Source organism: Alteromonas algae, assembly GCF_049117195.1.
GTDB lineage: Bacteria > Pseudomonadota > Gammaproteobacteria > Enterobacterales > Alteromonadaceae > Alteromonas.
Genome location: NZ_CP185260.1, coordinates 3,848,217 through 3,866,476, shown reverse-complemented (window position 1 = coordinate 3,866,476; position 18,260 = coordinate 3,848,217). Strand labels below are relative to the sequence as shown.

Annotated in this window: 19 protein-coding genes and 1 pseudogene; 15 read left to right on the top strand and 5 right to left on the bottom strand. The window is 42.7% G+C overall.

Features of this window, described 5'->3' with window-relative positions; genetic code table 11:
* Positions 1 to 103: 103 nt before the first annotated feature.
* Positions 104 to 505 (bottom strand): hypothetical protein, encoded by a 402-nt coding sequence (locus ACOJRU_RS17170; RefSeq protein WP_421132937.1) that lies wholly within the window; start codon positions 503 to 505, stop codon positions 104 to 106.
* Positions 506 to 1,309: 804 nt separating this feature from the next.
* Between ACOJRU_RS17170 and ACOJRU_RS17165 the strand changes: the two genes are divergently transcribed.
* The 4 genes from ACOJRU_RS17165 to ACOJRU_RS17150 all read left to right on the top strand — a co-directional run bounded on the left by ACOJRU_RS17165 (position 1,310) and on the right by ACOJRU_RS17150 (position 6,119).
* A complete protein-coding gene (locus ACOJRU_RS17165; protein ID WP_421132936.1) occupies positions 1,310 to 1,480 on the top strand; it encodes a DUF3392 family protein in 171 nt (56 codons plus the stop codon).
* 130 nt (positions 1,481 to 1,610) lie between these two features.
* Positions 1,611 to 4,499: a hypothetical protein gene (locus ACOJRU_RS17160; RefSeq protein WP_421132935.1), complete on the top strand. Its 2,889-nt coding sequence runs from the start codon at positions 1,611 to 1,613 to the stop codon at positions 4,497 to 4,499.
* Positions 4,500 to 4,504: 5 nt separating this feature from the next.
* Positions 4,505 to 4,975: a response regulator gene (locus ACOJRU_RS17155; RefSeq protein ID WP_421132934.1), complete on the top strand. Its 471-nt coding sequence runs from the start codon at positions 4,505 to 4,507 to the stop codon at positions 4,973 to 4,975.
* The gene (locus ACOJRU_RS17150) at positions 4,950 to 6,119 is read left to right on the top strand and encodes a nucleoside phosphorylase (RefSeq protein WP_421132933.1); all 1,170 of its coding nucleotides are present in this window, start codon (positions 4,950 to 4,952) and stop codon (positions 6,117 to 6,119) included. The genes ACOJRU_RS17155 and ACOJRU_RS17150 overlap by 26 nt, the downstream gene beginning before the upstream one ends.
* Positions 6,120 to 6,179: 60 nt before the next feature.
* On the opposite strand, the pseudogene ACOJRU_RS17145 reads toward ACOJRU_RS17150, so the two are convergent.
* Both ACOJRU_RS17145 and ACOJRU_RS17140 read right to left on the bottom strand, forming a co-directional pair.
* Positions 6,180 to 6,242: pseudogene (locus tag ACOJRU_RS17145) on the bottom strand (HAD family hydrolase); the annotation flags it as partial.
* Positions 6,243 to 6,275: 33 nt separating this feature from the next.
* Positions 6,276 to 6,479 carry a hypothetical protein gene (locus ACOJRU_RS17140; RefSeq protein ID WP_421132932.1) on the bottom strand — a complete coding sequence of 68 codons (204 nt, stop codon included), beginning with the start codon at positions 6,477 to 6,479 and terminating at the stop codon, positions 6,276 to 6,278.
* A gap of 391 nt (positions 6,480 to 6,870) precedes the next feature.
* Here ACOJRU_RS17140 and lexA point away from each other — a divergent pair, with 391 nt between their 5' ends.
* From lexA to ACOJRU_RS17115, 5 genes are all read left to right on the top strand, one after another.
* A complete protein-coding gene (lexA, locus tag ACOJRU_RS17135) occupies positions 6,871 to 7,497 on the top strand; it encodes a transcriptional repressor LexA (RefSeq protein WP_421132931.1) in 627 nt (208 codons plus the stop codon).
* 625 nt (positions 7,498 to 8,122) lie between these two features.
* A complete protein-coding gene (gene coxB / locus ACOJRU_RS17130; protein WP_421134794.1) occupies positions 8,123 to 9,235 on the top strand; it encodes a cytochrome c oxidase subunit II in 1,113 nt (370 codons plus the stop codon).
* A 9-nt stretch (positions 9,236 to 9,244) separates the two neighbouring features.
* Positions 9,245 to 10,858: a cytochrome c oxidase subunit I gene (gene ctaD / locus ACOJRU_RS17125; RefSeq protein WP_421132930.1), complete on the top strand. Its 1,614-nt coding sequence runs from the start codon at positions 9,245 to 9,247 to the stop codon at positions 10,856 to 10,858.
* 31 nt (positions 10,859 to 10,889) lie between these two features.
* The gene (locus ACOJRU_RS17120) at positions 10,890 to 11,477 is read left to right on the top strand and encodes a cytochrome c oxidase assembly protein (RefSeq protein ID WP_421132929.1); all 588 of its coding nucleotides are present in this window, start codon (positions 10,890 to 10,892) and stop codon (positions 11,475 to 11,477) included.
* A gap of 24 nt (positions 11,478 to 11,501) precedes the next feature.
* Positions 11,502 to 12,380, top strand: coding sequence for a cytochrome c oxidase subunit 3 (locus ACOJRU_RS17115; protein WP_421132928.1), 879 nt, complete (start codon positions 11,502 to 11,504; stop codon positions 12,378 to 12,380).
* Between the two features lie 18 nt (positions 12,381 to 12,398).
* On the opposite strand, the gene ACOJRU_RS17110 is transcribed toward ACOJRU_RS17115, so the two are convergent.
* Positions 12,399 to 12,608: a DUF2909 domain-containing protein gene (locus ACOJRU_RS17110; protein WP_421132927.1), complete on the bottom strand. Its 210-nt coding sequence runs from the start codon at positions 12,606 to 12,608 to the stop codon at positions 12,399 to 12,401.
* Between the two features lie 33 nt (positions 12,609 to 12,641).
* Between ACOJRU_RS17110 and ACOJRU_RS17105 the strand changes: the two genes are divergently transcribed.
* From ACOJRU_RS17105 to ACOJRU_RS17080, 6 genes are read left to right on the top strand one after another with little or no spacing between them, the layout of a single operon-like run.
* A complete protein-coding gene (locus ACOJRU_RS17105) occupies positions 12,642 to 13,349 on the top strand; it encodes an SURF1 family protein (RefSeq protein ID WP_421132926.1) in 708 nt (235 codons plus the stop codon).
* Positions 13,342 to 13,887 (top strand): hypothetical protein, encoded by a 546-nt coding sequence (locus ACOJRU_RS17100; protein ID WP_421132925.1) that lies wholly within the window; start codon positions 13,342 to 13,344, stop codon positions 13,885 to 13,887. The genes ACOJRU_RS17105 and ACOJRU_RS17100 overlap by 8 nt, the downstream gene beginning before the upstream one ends.
* Positions 13,888 to 13,896: 9 nt before the next feature.
* Positions 13,897 to 14,931, top strand: coding sequence for a COX15/CtaA family protein (locus tag ACOJRU_RS17095; RefSeq protein WP_421132924.1), 1,035 nt, complete (start codon positions 13,897 to 13,899; stop codon positions 14,929 to 14,931).
* Positions 14,924 to 15,841, top strand: coding sequence for a heme o synthase (cyoE, locus tag ACOJRU_RS17090; protein ID WP_421132923.1), 918 nt, complete (start codon positions 14,924 to 14,926; stop codon positions 15,839 to 15,841). Before ACOJRU_RS17095 ends, cyoE begins: the two co-directional genes overlap by 8 nt.
* The gene (locus ACOJRU_RS17085) at positions 15,838 to 16,491 is read left to right on the top strand and encodes an SCO family protein (RefSeq protein ID WP_421132922.1); all 654 of its coding nucleotides are present in this window, start codon (positions 15,838 to 15,840) and stop codon (positions 16,489 to 16,491) included. Before cyoE ends, ACOJRU_RS17085 begins: the two co-directional genes overlap by 4 nt.
* Complete coding sequence (locus tag ACOJRU_RS17080) at positions 16,491 to 17,078, top strand: GNAT family N-acetyltransferase (protein WP_421132921.1); 588 nt, start codon at positions 16,491 to 16,493, stop codon at positions 17,076 to 17,078. Before ACOJRU_RS17085 ends, ACOJRU_RS17080 begins: the two co-directional genes overlap by 1 nt.
* A 13-nt stretch (positions 17,079 to 17,091) precedes the next feature.
* Here the strand turns inward: ACOJRU_RS17080 and ACOJRU_RS17075 are convergent, their stop codons facing one another.
* On the bottom strand, positions 17,092 to 18,234 hold the full coding sequence (locus tag ACOJRU_RS17075) for a polysaccharide deacetylase family protein (RefSeq protein WP_421132920.1): 1,143 nt from the start codon (positions 18,232 to 18,234) through the stop codon (positions 17,092 to 17,094).
* Positions 18,235 to 18,260 lie beyond the last annotated feature (26 nt).

Here is an 18,260-nt window from a genome sequence, read left to right as displayed (position 1 = left end):
GGCTGAAACGTACGTTTAGGAGCCGAACAGTAGTAGTCAGCTCAGCGGCAACGATGAGCGAGAACCAGTCATACATCTAATGTGATATTCAAAATCGCATACATCATGATGGCCTTTCGCGATGATTATTGTCTTGTGTTGACTGCCAAATTTCATCACACTTCGTGAGAAAATTTGCCTTTGAAGACTCATGGTTTTCTTTATGGTATTGATAAACTTCTTCCATTTTATTGAGCATCTCTTGTCCCAAAAAATAAGGAAAACCCCCTGAATTAGCAATCCTTCGTAAAGCATTATCAATATTATGCTCATGAAATGTAGTGAAACGTCTATAGCCCTCTTTGTTACAGCTTGCCAAGTAGTCTTTAAGAAGCACTTCTGTTACTGCTATTTCAGGTTGAGCATCTGAAATTCTAGCCTCTAAATATGCCCTCTCTTTTAGGTACTGACCTGTTGAAAAACTCAAGATCAATAGACAGGAAAAGATAAAATATGTGAGTTTCACAAACACAGCCAATGAAATAAGAAATAGTTAACATTTGTATTGGGGGTCTTTCCAATAAGACAACGTCAACAGTCCGTTTGTAAGAATTATTTGAGGAGAAAGCGTGCAGCTATTTAGGGCGAGGCGCTGATATTCAATATTGCTGCATCGAGGTTCGGCTCCAGTATTCACTAGTGGCGGTAATAAAGCCTATAGCGATTGAACGCTTCTGATACTTGCAAGAAGTCCAGTGCGACAACACTAATCTGACTGCTTATCGTCTGAAGCCGCAAGTCAGATGATGTCTAATGCTACAAATGAAAGTGTCAGATCAAATGTAAGCCACCATAAATCGAAACTAACTCTGCACACTACAACTCATAAAGACTTTTTACGTTACCGTAACAATGGATATTTACACTATTGCGGCAATATACTCGTGTAATAATGCAAATAATCACTATTAGATTTCAGGTTTGGTCTGGAATTACGCATCAAAACACTGCGCCCGCTAACTTATGAAAAGCTAGAAGAATTCAAACGAAAATCTGTCTAGTAAAGTCTGGTCAATTCAGTCTGCTTCAGACATAGAGCGGACGGTCAGATTATTGACTAGCTACTTCTGCTTTTTGCCCGAAATAGGCGTTACACATTGTCTGATTGTTACTTCGGCTCCACGCCCAAAGCGGACCCAACAACTTTTCTGTTTGAATTGTAAACGTGGTGATAAATAATACGCTTCGGAGAACTTGTTCTCCGCAGGTATCACCACGAATAATTTAACTTTGTTCTGACCCCGATAGTTTTCGCGTTGGTTTATTTGTAGTGCTTTGCGCCTTTGGCTATGGTGCGTTAACGTTGTACGGCGCACCTTTTTTAAAGCACGTAATAGCCTACTTGCCTTGGCAGTACCAGCGCGCAGGCTATATGGCATTGTTTATGTTGATTGGCTTTTTGGCGAAGGTATATTTAGCAATCGCGTTCAGCTGTAACTAACTAATAGCTTTCAATTATAAGACTATAAGTTGTGCTCTAAATCTTATTTTACCTAAAACAAACAACTATGTAATACTCACTTTAATGAAAATTTAGAATAAATTATCACAATAAAAAGGAATTTATATTGGTGGGTATAAACGCAATAAAAACATTAGGACATTCTTATGACAAGGCTCTGTTTTCTTACCTTAAAAGACTAGATGTTGAAACTAGAAACAAAGTGCGAGCAATAGCAACACTTCAAGATGACAGAGCAATAAAGATTCTTAATAATTTACGAAGAGATTTGTCAGTAGGTAAATTACTCATCGCAGAGAAAGCCATATCAGCGCTTCATGACTCTGAATCTATCCTGCCTGAAAAATTCCCCAAAACGCCACAAACTTTCGAAAATTACTGCCGCCTCACTGCTTTACCATTAACTAAACAATTAACTTTGATAAATGCAGTATTAAAGGAACATGGTGCGAAGATTAACGCTTTTGTACATGAATTAGGCAATGTGAATAAATGCATAATTAGAAAAGAGTTCACTGTAGCTGCAATAAAAATTGAAAAAATTATCGAAACATACGGCTATAGCCACTGTATTTTGAGAAAAGCAGTTTTCGTAAAAGAGCATTTAAAAGACCAAAAAATCAGTCCATATATACATGACTTTCTCGACGAAGCTGCAGAAAAATCCAAACTAATCACATCGTCTTTAATACACTGCTTTCAAGACGAGCAGGATTATTTAGGCATAAAACGCTCTATAATGGCCCTGCCAGACAAAGGAACCAGCAACAAATTCACAAGAGATATTGCACGTATTCCGTTTCACGCGCATGCAAAAGAGCAGGGAGATTTAGAAGAGTTACTCCAAAGCGGCTTGCAGTCGTCATTAATCGACGCATTAATAGTGCTAAAAGTAAACATAGAACAGTTGGAACTAGAGAAATACAGTGACATCCAAAAAATAGTAGACTCGCTTGAAGCAATATCACCCTCACTTGAAGATGTCATACAAATTTACGAGCTGAATGAAGATTCTGAATTCCTGTTCTTTAAACAGTCTTCTGCGTGGTTAGAATCCAATGAAGTAATTAGATACAGATATCTTATAGATCATTTTTATGATTCTCCTGAAGCGAGTTACTTCAACTTATCAGAAAAATTAACCAATCGCATCAGCAGGACCGTTAATTGTGAAACCGTTAGTTGCATACTTTCTAGCGAGAGATTGTTGACTGATATAGGAGAAAATTTACGTCAGGCAATTTGCTTAGGTGCAATTACACGCGCAGCGCTATTCAACTTCCTAACATTCACTAAACGCAGTGACCTTAAAGTAAAAGATTGTGAAATTTTTCCACTAATGAGCAGAACAAGTGCATTAGACAGGACAATTCATGTACCTTCGATTAAGCAAATACTCCCGCTATTACAATGTAAGTTAGCCAAACTAACTATTCGTTTACTAATCGCAAAAAAAAGTAAAAGTGAAAGTGACCATATAGCGCTCAAGAGTCTCATGGAAAGAATTTTAAGGGACGATTTCAATAATGATTTCGTTAAATTTTTTGATGATGTTGCAGACCGCTCACAAGAAATAGCATTCTACCTTTACGAAACATGTAATGAAGACTTCATTGCACGCATGACTAGAGTAATAAAGAAAGCTGGTGACATTACCGATACAAGAGCCGCACTACATATATGGAGGGGCGAGTATTCTGGTGAAAGTGTCTATCTAGACCGTGCAAGAAACCTTCTTATTGACAGCCAAATTAATAAAATCAGAGATGAGATCGACGACAACAGAATATATGTAGATATAACTAGATTTACTGAATGGTTTAATGACAACGTTTCTTCAAGGATGAGCGCACTGTTGCTGATGTTGCAACACAGCGACGATTTAGAATATGTTGACAACCCCCAGCTACTAGACTTGATAGAAGAGTGCTTCCGTGAATTTAGCTCCAGCAATTTCTTTGGGATCGCCTCATACCTTGGTAGGCGAATCAGACACGGAACATTTAGAGGCCACTTATATTCAAGCGTAGTCAATAATATTGAAAATAACTATTCACAGCTATTAAACCAAAGCACAATTTTGCTTAAATGGAATGAATGGAAAGAAAATTACGAACGAAAAGTTATTGAGATAATAGACCATAAACTTCACATCCAGTCTCAGCAGAAAAAAATGGGACTCTTGATGCCAAATCTAAGAAACCCAGCAAAAGCCACCATCGCAGAAAGTTGTGCGACCACACTGGTCGATCATTATAATACCTGTGGCAATATCTATGGTGTCGAGACGATCATTGCTGAAGCTTGCTGGAGAATTGCAGAGGTTGATCTTACAAGTTTTAATTCTTACATCAAAGGGCGAAAACCAAGCTTTTTGGCAGAACAACCCCTAAGTTCAAATAAAAACTTGAATCTCACTCCTGAAGGAACGGAAATAACAAGGGAACTTGAGCGAGAGTTAAGAACTTTAATCGCCGAAAAACTAACTACAATATGCGCATGGTTTAAGAAACCACAGAGTGCGTCCCCAAAAGCTTCACTAAGTTTGTTGTATAAAGCAGTGGTATCGGAGGTACAACAGACATTTTTTGATTTTAAACCAGATACTGATTTCAAAGAAGAAGACGATATTGAATTGTATGGTGGCGTTTATCATATTTTTTATGACGCACTTTACGTAATTATTTTCAATGCAGCAAAGCACGGTAAACCAAATGGGAATTTATTGAGGGAATTTTACATATCCTCAGAATACAACAAACGTCACCTCCGCTTTAGAGTTCTTTCAGAGATAAAAGACGAGGATGACGAAAGATACGTGCTAAGTCGTTTAGAAGTCAAACAAGGCGAAAATTTACAATATGCGCAAGTAATAGAAAATAGAAGTGGTATTAAAAAGCTATACCACCTTCAACTCGCAGACAGCAAGTTTAGTTTAGAGAAAGTCGATTGCGAAAATAGGTACGTAATTACTGAATTCGCCTACGAACTGGGTTAATTAATATGAAAGTACTCATAATAGAAGACGATGACTATAAAGCTGACAATCTTGCAAAATTCACAAGAGAAACTTTTACAACTGTGACAATAGCTAATGCACGGAGTCTGGCAGAAGCTATAGATGAGATTGACAACTCACACTTTGATTTGATTTTTGTCGATATGGCGATTCCCAGTCACACTCCTGCGCCCGGTGAAGGTGCACCTATATCTTTCCTTACAGGAGGAGTTGATGTTCTTTTAGAGCTATCAGAGCTAGGAAGGACAGACAAATGCATAGTGATAACACAATATCCAAGCATTGAAATATCAGGCGAGCATTATGCGTTAAATAAAGCCGCCAAAATGTTTAAGAAACAGCTTAACTGTGATGTTTTAGATTGCATCTACTATGTCGAGGGAAGCTCAAAATGGAAGTATGACCTCACAAAGGTAATAGATATATACAATGAAAGTTTTGATTCTAGAAGATAACAATAAAAAATTCGAGCATATAAAAAATACGCTGTCTAACGACATCCCTGATTGTCAAATAACACGCAGCACATGTATTTCTCAATTTGTATCCGAGGTCAACAGGAACCAGTTCGACTTAGTAGTTACAGATTTGATGGTACCCCTACAGGTGGACACTACAGATGTGATAAATGCAACAGAAGAAATTATTTGCGAAATAAGGGACACACAGTCCTTAAATTTTTCAACTCCAGTAATTGCAATTACTCTTTATAGTGACGTTGCTTCTGAAAATTTTGAGAGGTTCAATCGTCTTGATATTACTATAGTTAATTACTCAGCAGACTCAACAGAATGGTCTGAAGCTTTTCTACTCAAAGCGCGAAAAAGTATTCCACGAAAAACATATGACTTTGTAATTTTCTGCGCACTAGAAAAAGAGGCCTCAGCGTTTGTTGACCTAGGTTACTCCGTAAGTAACACGTTTATTTCAAGTGGCTTGAAATGTCGAAGTATTGATATTTCGGGAAAAAGAGGGGTGATCGTAATACCACCACGAATGGGTTTAGTAAATGCGGCAATAACTAGTGCGAAAGCTATAGATGTGTTTGCGCCTAATGTCATTTGCATGAGCGGTATTTGCGCTGGCATAGAAGGAAAAGCAAATATTTATGACGTTATCGTATCTGATATTTGTCATCAGCATGATTCCGGGAAGTGGTCAGAAGCTGGGTTTACCCCTGAACACTACTCTGTTCAAATTCCCCATACCACCAGAATGAACATTGAACATGCAATCCAGGATAGTAATTTCGTGAGAAAAATTAAGGACGGAATTTCTCTCAAACGAACAGAGTTTCCGAGTCATACTGACACATTAACTTTCGAAGTAAAATTAGCAGCAACTTCGAGCGGAAGCTCAGTAGTAGCATCAGATGAAGCCCTTTTGACTATAAGAGAACAACATAGAAAGATGACATCTTTTGAGATGGAATCGTATGGTATGTATGAAGCCGCAAGACAAGCCGATAGAGACCTTTCATACTTCAGCGCGAAAGCTGTTGTTGATAATGGTAACGAGGAAAAAAGCGATGACTTTCATAGAGTAGCATGCTTGCTATCTGCGAAAACTGTCTACGAGTTACTGTCCAAAATTGCTTAAACCAATATGCTAATACACCAACAACCACTTCATCCGAGCATTCTCGGCGGATCGCTGGTCTTAAATAAAGTCACCTACATACAGGCAGTCTTCAGGTTGAAGCTGCCATGTATTTGCAACCACACCTTATTCAGATGCAATAGCAATTATCAGCTACTAATGCTGTGGTTCAATATCTGGCCTAGTGGCTATAAAAACAGGGATGAGAAGCCCAATCAACGGCATACTGCAACTTATAAAAAATGTAAGGAAGGTAAGCGGTAATAGTTTACGCACTTTGTTTTTATCGAAGTAATACATCAGCAATGCAGAAAGTAGTGCTAGTCCGAAAATAATAGGTATATAGAAAAGTAACATCATCAACTCCTTTGAAAGCGCGTAGAAGACCATACCTACACGTAAACAGCTGCCATGCAAATCACTCAAACTCAACGACGGACAATGGCACTGAGCAAAAGCTCAAACATCATAAGGCTAAGGCGACAAATCACACTGCTAAAATTTGCGTATGGTTAGTAATAAAACCTCAGAGCTTGTCGAAAGTTTGCTTCCTCTTGATAAATACCTTGATAAGAACCTATATAAATAAGTAGTGGTAAAAATAGTTGGTTTTAGTTGAATTTAATATTGCTGGAATTTTTTAGTATTAAACTAAAACCCACAGGTCAATCCAATTCTTTATTGTGGCCTCTTGTCATTTATTGTTAGGTGTATATACTTACAGGTAACTGTATAGACAAACAGGCCTTTTATGCGCCCACTTACTGCCAGACAAACCGAAGTTTTCGAACTGATTAAAGCAACCATGCTAGCAACGGGAATGCCGCCTACACGTGCAGAAATTGCTCGTGAATTAGGGTTTCGCTCGGCTAATGCCGCAGAAGAACACCTTAAAGCGTTGGCGAAAAAAGGGGTCATCGAAATATTGCCGGGTACGTCTCGAGGAATTAAGTTAACACAACCACTTGAAGATGATACGCCAGAAGGCGAAGGCCTTCCGCTAATTGGGCGTGTTGCCGCCGGTGAGCCTATTCTTGCGCAAGAACATGTTGAGTCTCACTATAAAGTCGACCCTGCACTTTTTAAGCCACAGGCCGACTTTCTATTGCGTGTAAACGGCATGAGTATGAAAGACATTGGTATTTTAGATGGCGATTTACTTGCCGTGCATCGTACCACTGACGTACACAACGGTCAGGTCGTGGTGGCGCGTGTCGATGAAGACGTGACGGTTAAACGTCTTGAAAAGCGTGGCAGAGAAGTATTATTGCACGCCGAAAACGAAGAGTTTTCACCCATTAAGGTTGACCTTGCAAGCGAACCTTTTGCCATTGAAGGTATTGCTGTTGGTGTTATTCGTAACGCCGACTGGATGTAAGCTTTTACCACTTACTACAAAAAAGCGACCTTAAGGTCGCTTTTTTGTATGTAAAGCATGCTAAATAGCAGCCATTTTATGCTTTAAAGGCGCAGTTATACTCGTTCAATAAACGAACCCAAACGATAGTATTTCCTCACCCCACATAACGTATTTTTTTTGTCGTCATTACTAATTGTATGATGATGTTGTCATACTTTATTGCACCGTTGTAGTGCGAAACGCGTTGAATAATCTACATTACCGCACTGTTCACCCGCATAAGTGACGCCACTTTATCACGGTGTGAAGTGATGCCGTTGTAACGACACTTGCCACCGTTTTTTCATGTCCACTTCTTCATCTAAACATTAAATCTGATTAAAAAATAAGCGACCCGATGATCTTTTTGCAGAAAAGACTAGACGAGCGGGTTTTATTGCGCAATTCTTAGTCAGTGATTAACAAAATAATAACAATGGCTCTAAATTTGTTTTACAAATTGATGTTGTGGGTCAGGCATTAGGAAACCACATTGGTAGAAATAACACGCAAAAGTTGGGTGTTGTTGGTTCTACCATTACGGAGGTGCTGAGTGAAACAACCAACGATACGCGCGGCAAAATGGCTATCTACTTTACCATTATTGCTATGCTCACCTTTGCTTCATGCCGAAGCAGCCGCAGGTGAAGCGTCATCTTTAAACCTTCGACGGGGCGCCACAGATATAAGTGGGCAGGTGTACGATTTACACATGCTTATGTTCTTCATCTGTGTGGGCATAGCCGTTGTCGTATTTGGCGTTATGTTTGCGTCTATGTACTTACATAGAAAGTCGCGCGGTGCGAAGCCAGCGAATTTCCATGAAAACGTAAAAGTAGAAATTGCTTGGACGGTTGTCCCATTCCTCATTCTTATCTTTATGGCGGTCCCTGCTGCCAATACGCTTATTGCAATGGAAGATACTTCAGAGGCTGATATGACTGTGTTGGTCACAGGGTCTCAGTGGAAGTGGCATTATAAATACATGGATAAAGACGTTGAGTTTTATTCATTGCTTGCCACCCAGCGCGAACAAATTGCTAATAAGTTCGAAAAGACCGAAAACTATCTTCTAGAAGTCGACCGTCCGTTAGTGATCCCCACGGGCCAAAAAGTACGATTCTTAATTACCTCTGATGACGTTATCCATTCTTGGTGGGTGCCTGATTTTGCCGTTAAGAAAGACGCTAACCCAGGCTTTATCAACGAAGCATGGGCAAACGTGAACGAACCCGGTGTATATCGAGGGCAATGTGCAGAGTTATGTGGCAAAGACCATGGTTATATGCCGATTGTAGTGATAGCGAAAGAACCTGCTGAGTTTGAAGCGTGGATTGGTGAGCAAGAATCTATTGCACGCCAAGCGAAGGAAGAAGAGCAGCGTCTTCTGTCAATGAATATGAGTATGGACGAGCTGATGACCGAAGGCGAGCGCGTATACAACGCAACATGCGCCGCGTGTCATATGCCAAATGGTGAAGGTTTACCTGGTGTATTCCCAGCCCTAAAAGGCAGCAAAATGGCCTTAGAAGACCAACCTGCCCATATTGATATTGTATTGCACGGTAAAGGCGGTACTGCGATGCAGGCCTTTGGCAAAATGTTAAGTTTAAAAGAAATTGCAGCAGTGGTGACGTATGAGCGCAACGCCTGGGGTAATAACACCGGCGATATGGTTCAAGCAAAAGACGTTAATGCCGTCGCAACCGGTAATTAGGAGCGCGTTATGAGCAAAGCGACAGAAATCGTTACGCCGGGCACAGCGGCGCACAGTGATGACCATGAACATCATGATCATATCCCAAAAGGGATAACCCGATGGTTATTTACCACTAACCACAAAGACATAGGCACCCTCTATTTGTGGTTTGCCTTTATCATGTTTTTAGTTGGTGGGGCGATGGCCATGGTGATAAGGGCTGAGCTCTTTCAGCCAGGTCTTCAAATTGTAGAGCCTAACTTCTTTAACCAAATGACAACCGTTCACGGTCTTATTATGGTATTTGGTGCGGTTATGCCAGCATTTACAGGGTTAGCCAACTGGCTAATTCCGATGATGATTGGCGCACCAGATATGGCACTTCCACGAATGAATAACTGGAGTTTTTGGATTTTGCCAGGGGCTTTCCTCATTCTCTTAAGTTCGCTGTTTATGGAAGGGGGCGGCCCGGCATTTGGTTGGACATTCTATGCACCGCTGTCTACCACTTACAGTGGCGATTCAACCGCGTTATTTGTGTTCTCTGTTCACATTATGGGTATCTCATCCATTATGGGGGCCATCAACGTTATCGTGACTATTTTCAACATGCGCGCCCCTGGAATGACATGGATGAAAATGCCATTGTTCGTTTGGACGTGGCTGATTACGGCATTCTTGCTGATTGCTGTAATGCCTGTTTTAGCCGGTGCTGTGACGATGGTACTCACCGATAAGTTCTTCGGCACGAGCTTCTTTGACGCAGCCGGCGGCGGCGACCCCGTAATGTTCCAGCATATCTTCTGGTTCTTTGGACATCCCGAAGTGTACATTATGATCTTGCCTGCATTTGGCATCATCTCTCAAATTGTACCCACCTTCTCGCGGAAACAGCTGTTCGGTTATGCGTCAATGGTATATGCCACCGCGTCGATTGCACTGCTTTCGTTTGTGGTATGGGCGCACCACATGTTCACCACCGGAATGCCGGTTTACATGGAAATGTTTTTCATGTTTGCGACCATGCTTATTTCGGTACCCACAGGCGTGAAGGTGTTTAACTGGGTCGCCACAATGTGGAGAGGGTCACTGTCGTTTGAAATGCCAATGATGTTTGCGATTGCGTTTATCGTGTTGTTTACCATTGGCGGGTTATCTGGCCTTATGCTGGCAATAACACCGGTCGACTTTCAATATCACGATACCTACTTTGTAGTAGCACATTTCCATTATGTGCTGGTGACAGGAGCGGTGTTCTCTATTATGGCAGCGGTGTACTACTGGCTACCTAAGTGGACAGGCAAAATGTATGACAACACATTAGCGAAATGGCATTTCTGGTGTTCATTGGTTTCCGTAAATGTGCTGTTCTTCCCTATGCACTTCGTAGGTTTAGCGGGCATGCCTCGTCGTATTCCTGACTATGCACTTCAGTTTGCTGACTTCAATAAATGGATAAGTTTAGGCGGCTTCGCATTCGGACTTTCTCAACTTATTTTCCTCGCGTTACTGATAAAAGCGTGCAGAAAACAGGGCGAGCCAGTGTCAAGTCAAGTGTGGGAAGGCGCAGAAGGGCTTGAGTGGGAAATTCCTTCTCCAGCACCATACCATACGTTTGAAACCCCACCGGTTGTGAAGTAGTACAATACTCATCGGCAATAGGAGCGAAGCAATGACGCAAACAAATGCAAATAACAAATTGGTCATCAAACTGGTTGTTATTGTGTTCGGTATGTTTGGTTTTGGCTTCGCCTTAGTGCCGCTTTACGATGTCTTCTGCGATATTGCAGGTATTAACGGAAAAACTGAGAACTCAGCGGCCTTGTATGAGTCGGTAGAAATCGATGAGAGCCGCGAAGTAACGGTAGAGTTTATAACGCGAACGAATACTGGGATGCCTTGGGAATTTCGCGCAGAAACTAAGCGGATTAAAGTTCACCCTGGTGAATTAAACACCGTGTCGTTTTATGTTCGTAACCCGGCATCAAGCAATATAGTGGCGCAGGCAATACCGTCGGTGTCGCCAGGTACCGCCGCGATATATTTAAACAAAACAGAATGCTTCTGTTTTAACCAGCAACCATTAACTGCGGGCGCAGAAGCGTATATGCCTATGCAGTTTTACGTTGACCCTCAGCTTCCAGAAGACATTACTTATTTTACCTTGCAGTACACCTTATACGATGTCACGGCACGTGCTAGTGACCTAACGACAAACCCGAATCCCTTTATGGTCCCTCAACCTGAAAGCGGTAAATAACAGGCACGGGATAAGGAGATATACATGCAACAAGAATACGAACGATATTATGTGCCCGCCCAAAGCCCTTGGCCAATAGTGGGTGCGGTAGCATTATTTTTAATTGCCGTTGGCGCTGGCAACTTTGTTATTGAAGCAACACGAGGAGAAACCGGGTACGGCATGCAAATATTGCTTGCGGGTATCGCCGTTTTATTAGTGATGCTAGTGGGATGGTTTAAAAATCAAATTGACGAGTCGATGTCTGGCCTTTACAGCGACCAACTTGGTCGTTCATATCGCCAAGGGATGAGTTGGTTTATTTTTTCTGAAGTCATGTTTTTTGCTGCGTTTTTTGGCGCCTTGTACTATGCGAGATTTATCTCTGTACCTTGGTTAGGCGGCGCTTCAAATAATGCGATGACTAACGAGGTGTTATGGCCAACGTTTGAGGCTATGTGGCCGCTAATTACAACGCCAGGTGGCATCTCTACTACCGAAATGAGCGCAGCTGGCCTACCAACAATTAATACCATTATTCTGTTGATATCGTCGGTCACCCTTCACTTTGCACACGTTGGTCTTGAGCAAAACAAGCGTAAGCAGCTTACGGTAATGCTTGGCATTACTATCCTACTGGGTATCGGCTTTTTGTTTCTACAAGTAGAAGAGTATATTCATGCTTATAGAGACCTAGGGTTAACCCTGCAGTCAGGCATTTATGGTAATACCTTTTTCATGTTGACCGGGTTTCACGGTATGCATGTCACGTTAGGCACAATCATACTGATTGTATTGTTCTTCCGTGTCTTAAAAGGCCATTTCACGCATGATAATCATTTTGCCTTCCAAGCAGGTAGTTGGTATTGGCACTTCGTTGATGTGGTGTGGGTAATGCTTTATCTGTTTGTCTACGTACTGTAACTAAAACATCGCCAAACCCTAATAGGGTCGAGGGTTTGGCGTAATTAGTCCGGTTGCTATCGCGATTAATATAAGGGTAACGATGGCAACGGAAGTGAACACTCTGCGACCTATATATTTGCTCATGGGGCCATCTTTAGGGTCGTTTTTCATCATGACCCTCATGGCTAAAAACAGATTTACTATCATGTAAATCACCAGGGCAGCCAGAATTATTTTTATTAACATGTCGACCTCTTAAGTTGTGCGCTGGTTTATTGAATGATGCAAAAACGTACCTCAACCTTTATTGCCATATTTGTTACTGCAACCTGCGTTGTAGTGATGTGCTACTTAGGTTTTTGGCAATTAGATAGGATGACGCAAAAGCAACAACGTTTAGCTAGCATAACGCAAAAACAAGGGAATGACAGTTTTGACCTATTGCATGCCTTATCGCTGGACGATCCTAGAGATGTATCGGTTACCTTTCAGGGGGTGGCAGATAACCAGCATGTGTTTTTACTCGATAACCAGATACACCAGAGCCGAATTGGTTTTGATGTCGTTGTGCCAATGTTAACCAATGCAGGGTGGCTATTAGTTAATTACGGATGGATACAAGCACCCGACAAGGTGCGCACGCTTCCTGCTATTACGATTGACAATGTCGCCTCACACTTTGAGGGAATTATTAGTATACCGCAAAATAACCCAATGATTACGGAGACACTATCTAGTGCTCCTCAGTTTCCTGCGCTCATTCAACAAGTTTCTATAGCGCGTATCAAGCAAATTTTAGATCTCGATTTACTGCCCTATGTGGTTCAGCTTACCGGTGACAGTGCGACATTCGTTAGAGCGTACACCCCAGTAGTCATGCCTCCAGAAAAACACTTAGGCTATGCCGTTCAGTGGTTTGCGCTTGCACTAGCTGCTGCGTTTATTGGTGGTATAGCAATAATAAAAAGAGGACGTAGTTATGAGTAATACTGCATCAAAGAAGACGCTGCTAATAATGTTAGCGGTATTTGTTATTCCAGTCGTGCTTGCAAAAATAGCGCTTGAAAACGATTGGTTTAACCGGGGTTCAACGAACAAAGGTTCACTGCTTGAGCCCACAATTAATGTGTCGACTTTGATGGAAGGTGAAGCGCCTAAGTGGCGAATGGTTTACGTACTACCTAGCGTGTGCGATGCAACATGTGAAAACGCACTTTTCAGTATTAACCAAGTATGGTTAGCGCTAGGAAAGGAGTCTGACCGCGCAGAGGCCGTGGTGCTTGTTAACGCACAAAGCGATCAAAGTGCGGTAGCAGCGTTAGCCGACTACCCTTTCGTAGAGGTGAAACAGCTTGTCCCCGGTATTGATAATCCGCTTGCGACACAGAGCGTTTATATCGTTGATACGCTGAATAATGCCATGCTGTTCTACACCCTTGACGAAGATAGACAAACTGCCGTGATGGAAAGCCGAAACATGCTTGCCGATATTAAAAAGTTACTCAAGTTATCCAGAATAGGGTAGGAGAAGTCTATGAAAAAACTTGTTCTATTCAGTTTGTTCCTGGCTGTATTTGTGATTATTTTGGGGGCGTACACACGCCTTACGGATGCAGGTTTAGGGTGTCCGGATTGGCCGGGCTGTTATGGCAACATTACCGTTCCGTTGAGTGAAGAAAAGGTTGAGGCTGCAAATCAAGCTTACCCTGAACGACCAGTAGAAGCATTCAAAGCATGGAATGAAATGGTCCACCGCTATTTTGCAGGCGCATTAGGGCTGTGTATTTTAGCTATTGCTATCGTTGCGTTAAAAAATCGTCGTCAAGGCGGGCCGTTAAAGCTACCGCTGCTGTTACTCGGCCTTGTCATCTTTCAAGCCGCATTAGGAATGTGGACCGTCACGCTAAATCTGCTTCCCGTGGTGGTTATGGGGCACCTATTAGGAGGCTTTAGCGTATTGTCCTGTCTGTTCATTTTATATCTTCGATTAAAACGTGCCAGTGGAAATATCCTACACGATTCAGTAGCAAACCCGGCTAGCTATAAACGCTTTACAACATTTGCGCTTATTGGTGTTGCCATACTGGTGGGGCAAATTGCACTTGGTGGGTGGACCTCGGCAAACTATGCGGCATTGGCGTGTACCGATATGCCGATTTGTGAATCTGGTTGGCAACAACGACTCGATTTTCCTGGCGCGTACAGTGTGCCAGATGCAGACAACTATGAGTATGGTGCGCACGATTACGATGAACGTATGACTATGCACATCGTTCATCGCGCGGGGGCGGCAATTACATTGGTGTACTTACTTGCACTGGCAATAACGTGCTTGCGAACGACGCAATTTTCACTGGCAATTAAACACACGAGCGTATTGATGATTGGTGTGTTGTTTGCTCAAGTTGCTTTAGGCGTGAGTAACGTCGTTTTCAGTTTACCTCTTTTTGTTGCTGTGGCGCACAACGCCGTTGCCGCATTGTTGCTGCTCACATTAATTCGTCTTATCTGGCACGCTGTGTCAGCTTATTCTTCTCGCTCCCTTTCCCATGGAGGCCAACATGGCTAAATCTCTTTCTTCTTATACCGGTAACACGCGTAGTCACAACACCGCACACTGGCGAGACTACTATGAGATGACGAAACCGAATGTGGTTATGCTGTTATTACTCACCGCGCTTGTTGGTATGTGCCTCGCCACGCCAACCTGGGTAAATGCAGGAACGCTTATCAGTGGTTTAGTGGGGATAGGTATGCTGTCAGCCTCTGCGGCCGTGATTAACCACATTGTAGATCATCGTATTGATAAAGTGATGGCACGCACGTTTAATCGGCCGGTGGCAAAAGGTAAGGTAAGTATTAATCATGCAAGCTGGTTCGCGGTTTTATTGGGAGTGATGGGCTTTGTTGTACTTGCCACGTTCGTCAATATGTTAACCGCGTGGCTTACCCTCGCAAGCTTAGTAGGCTATGCCGTGGTGTATACCATGTTTTTAAAACGTGCTACGCCACAGAATATCGTCATTGGCGGCCTTGCCGGCGCCGCGCCCCCATTATTAGGCTGGACTGCCGTGACAGGCGAAGTGCATGCCCATGCGTTGTTGCTGGTTCTTATCATTTTCACATGGACACCACCGCATTTTTGGGCGCTAGCCATTCACAGAGAAAAAGACTACGCCAAAGCCGAAATACCTATGTTACCGGTAACCCATGGTGTTGCCTTTACCAAAACATCCGTTTTGTTGTACACCGTGCTGTTAGGGCTTGTGTGTTTGCTACCGTATTTAATTGGTATGAGCGACATGATTTACCTTGTGGGATCATCATTGCTTAATTTAGGCTTTTTGTATTATGCGGTTAAACTCAAATTTGCTGCAGAAGCACAAACCGCAATGAAAACTTTTAGGTTTTCAATTATTCATCTCATGGTATTGTTTGTGATACTACTTTTAGATCACTACGTACCTCTGAGTTTATGAATCAACGGATTTTTGTAGGCGTTGTTGCTTTTATCGCTCTTGTCGCCGGTATGGTAGGTGCAATATATATTGCACCGCCAAGTACTGAAAACGTACAAGAAACACAATATTTTCAATATTACCCCGAGCCTCGCGCTATCGATCCATTTGCGCTTACTGACCACAAGGGCAAACTATTTAATGAAACGTCGTTGACCAAACGGTGGAGCCTAGTCTTTTTGGGCTACACTTTTTGTCCCGATATTTGCCCTACTACCATGGCGGAATTGAACGGTATTTATCCGTCGCTTCAGTTAATTGAAAGCGAATACCCTATTGACGTGGTTTTTGTGTCGGTTGACCCGAATCGTGATTCAATCGAACGCCTTGCCGAATACATTGGTTTTTTTAATACGTCATTCATCGGGGTTACGGGCGAACATAAAGCCCTGTTCCCGCTTGCCCGTAATCTTGGAATGATGTACGCCATTGCCGATAGCACAGACAACCCCAATTACCTTGTCGATCACAGTGCATCAATTGTTCTTATTAACCCTAAAGCACAGGTTATTGGCCGGTTTAAGCCAAAACGTGAGCCAGGAAAATTGTCTATCAGCGACGCGCAGCAAATACTGACAGATATGCCCGTTATCGTTAAAGGTAAGTACTAATGGGCGTTACGATAAGAAAGGGGCATTCCAGTGATGCGGATGTGGCCGCACCTCTTATTCTTTCTGCAGCAGAGGCGCTTATTGCTGCGGTTTTTGGTCAAAATGATAAGCAAACCGCGCTGAATTACTTAATCCATGCGTGGGAACATGGTGATGGACAATATGGGTGCAATCACCATTGGGTAGCGACGCAAGATGACAAACCGCTCGGTGTAGTTACTGCTTGGCATACAAAGCTTGGCGCGGCGTTCGACCGAGCAACGTTAGACAGTATTACGTCATTCTTTTCTATGGATGAGGCCATTTCTATTTTAATGCGCAATCAAACCATTGCGGTAAAACTCACACCTCCGACACCAAGCGAGTTGATGATAGGCCACGTTGCCGTACTTGCTTCAGCGCAGGGGTTAGGCGTGGGGCGTAAATTAGTCGAGCATATGGCCGATCACGGCACTACCCTTAACAAGCAAAAAATTGTGTTAGACGTAGAGTTAAAAAACACAGCAGCCATTCGCTTTTACCAACGCTTGCAGTTTAAAGAAGATAGCGTGAATGGTGGTTTTGTCAGGTTTGCGCGACCTTTGTAGGTAAACGTTTCACCTAATCAGGGTAATGCCCGCTTTTATTTGCCACGAAAAATGGCTGCGAATACCAATAAAAACGACCAGACTTTTGTTTTGATGGGGCGGTGCAGTTTACGCGCGAACGCCCCGTAGGTAGGGTGGCGTCTAAAGCAATATTAACCTGGTTTTGTTTGCTTGTAGTTGTGACCTGAGTGCCTCCAAAGAAGCAGTTAATCTGGGTGGGTTTAATATCGTCGCTGTCGATAACTAGCGTAATGTTATCAGGGGGAACTGACGATACTTGCTGCGGCTCTATCATTGTTGAAGAAGAAAGAGGCATAGCTAAGCTGTGAATTTTTGTTTTAAGGGTATTGAGATTCGCGTAAGGCCCTGCAGCGGGAAAACGTGGGAGCGCCTGAAAGTGACTGGTGTTGCCGGCTGCGCCTGAATGTTGGCCAAATCCGGTGTACCCCTCTTCCTCGAGTTTCTCAAGCAGTGGCATATTGAATTCGCCATAAGGGAATGCAAGAAACTTATATGACACACCAAGCCTATCTTTTATTGCTTCCTCTGCAGCCTCTACGTTCGCCCATACTTTATCTAGCCATTCATGGTTCTCATCGTTCAATGACCCATTTAGCATGTGAACATGATCCATTGTGTGATTGGCAAAAATTACGCCGTCATCGTGCATACTTTTGACTTGCTGCCACGTCAACTGCTTTGGCGCAGAACCAATCTCGGCTGGGTTAATGAAAATGGTGTAGGGAAACGCCATTTTAGTCAAAATGGGATGCGCGTTCTCTAATATATTGCGGTACCCATCGTCAAATGTAATAACGACCGTATTATTAGGTAGTGGAGTGTTTTTTTTGAGCGCATTTATAACCACATCGAGCGGTAACACGGTGGCGTTATCTTTCAGATATTCCATATGCGACAAAAACGTACTAGGAGAAACACTGGTACTTGGCGGCGTCTCACTCGATACGTGGTGATACAGTAAAATTGAGGCATTGGGGGCGGCGTTGTTTGATTCATCAGCTGTACTCACGCCGATACTCAACAGCAATAAACTAAACATAGCCGTTGTACGAATGAGTACACCGCGTAAACCCACCAAGGTCATACGGTTAACCAATATCGATAGACACAATGCAACGCGTAACATACTGTGCATGATAAACTCCCCATTTCGCATTAATC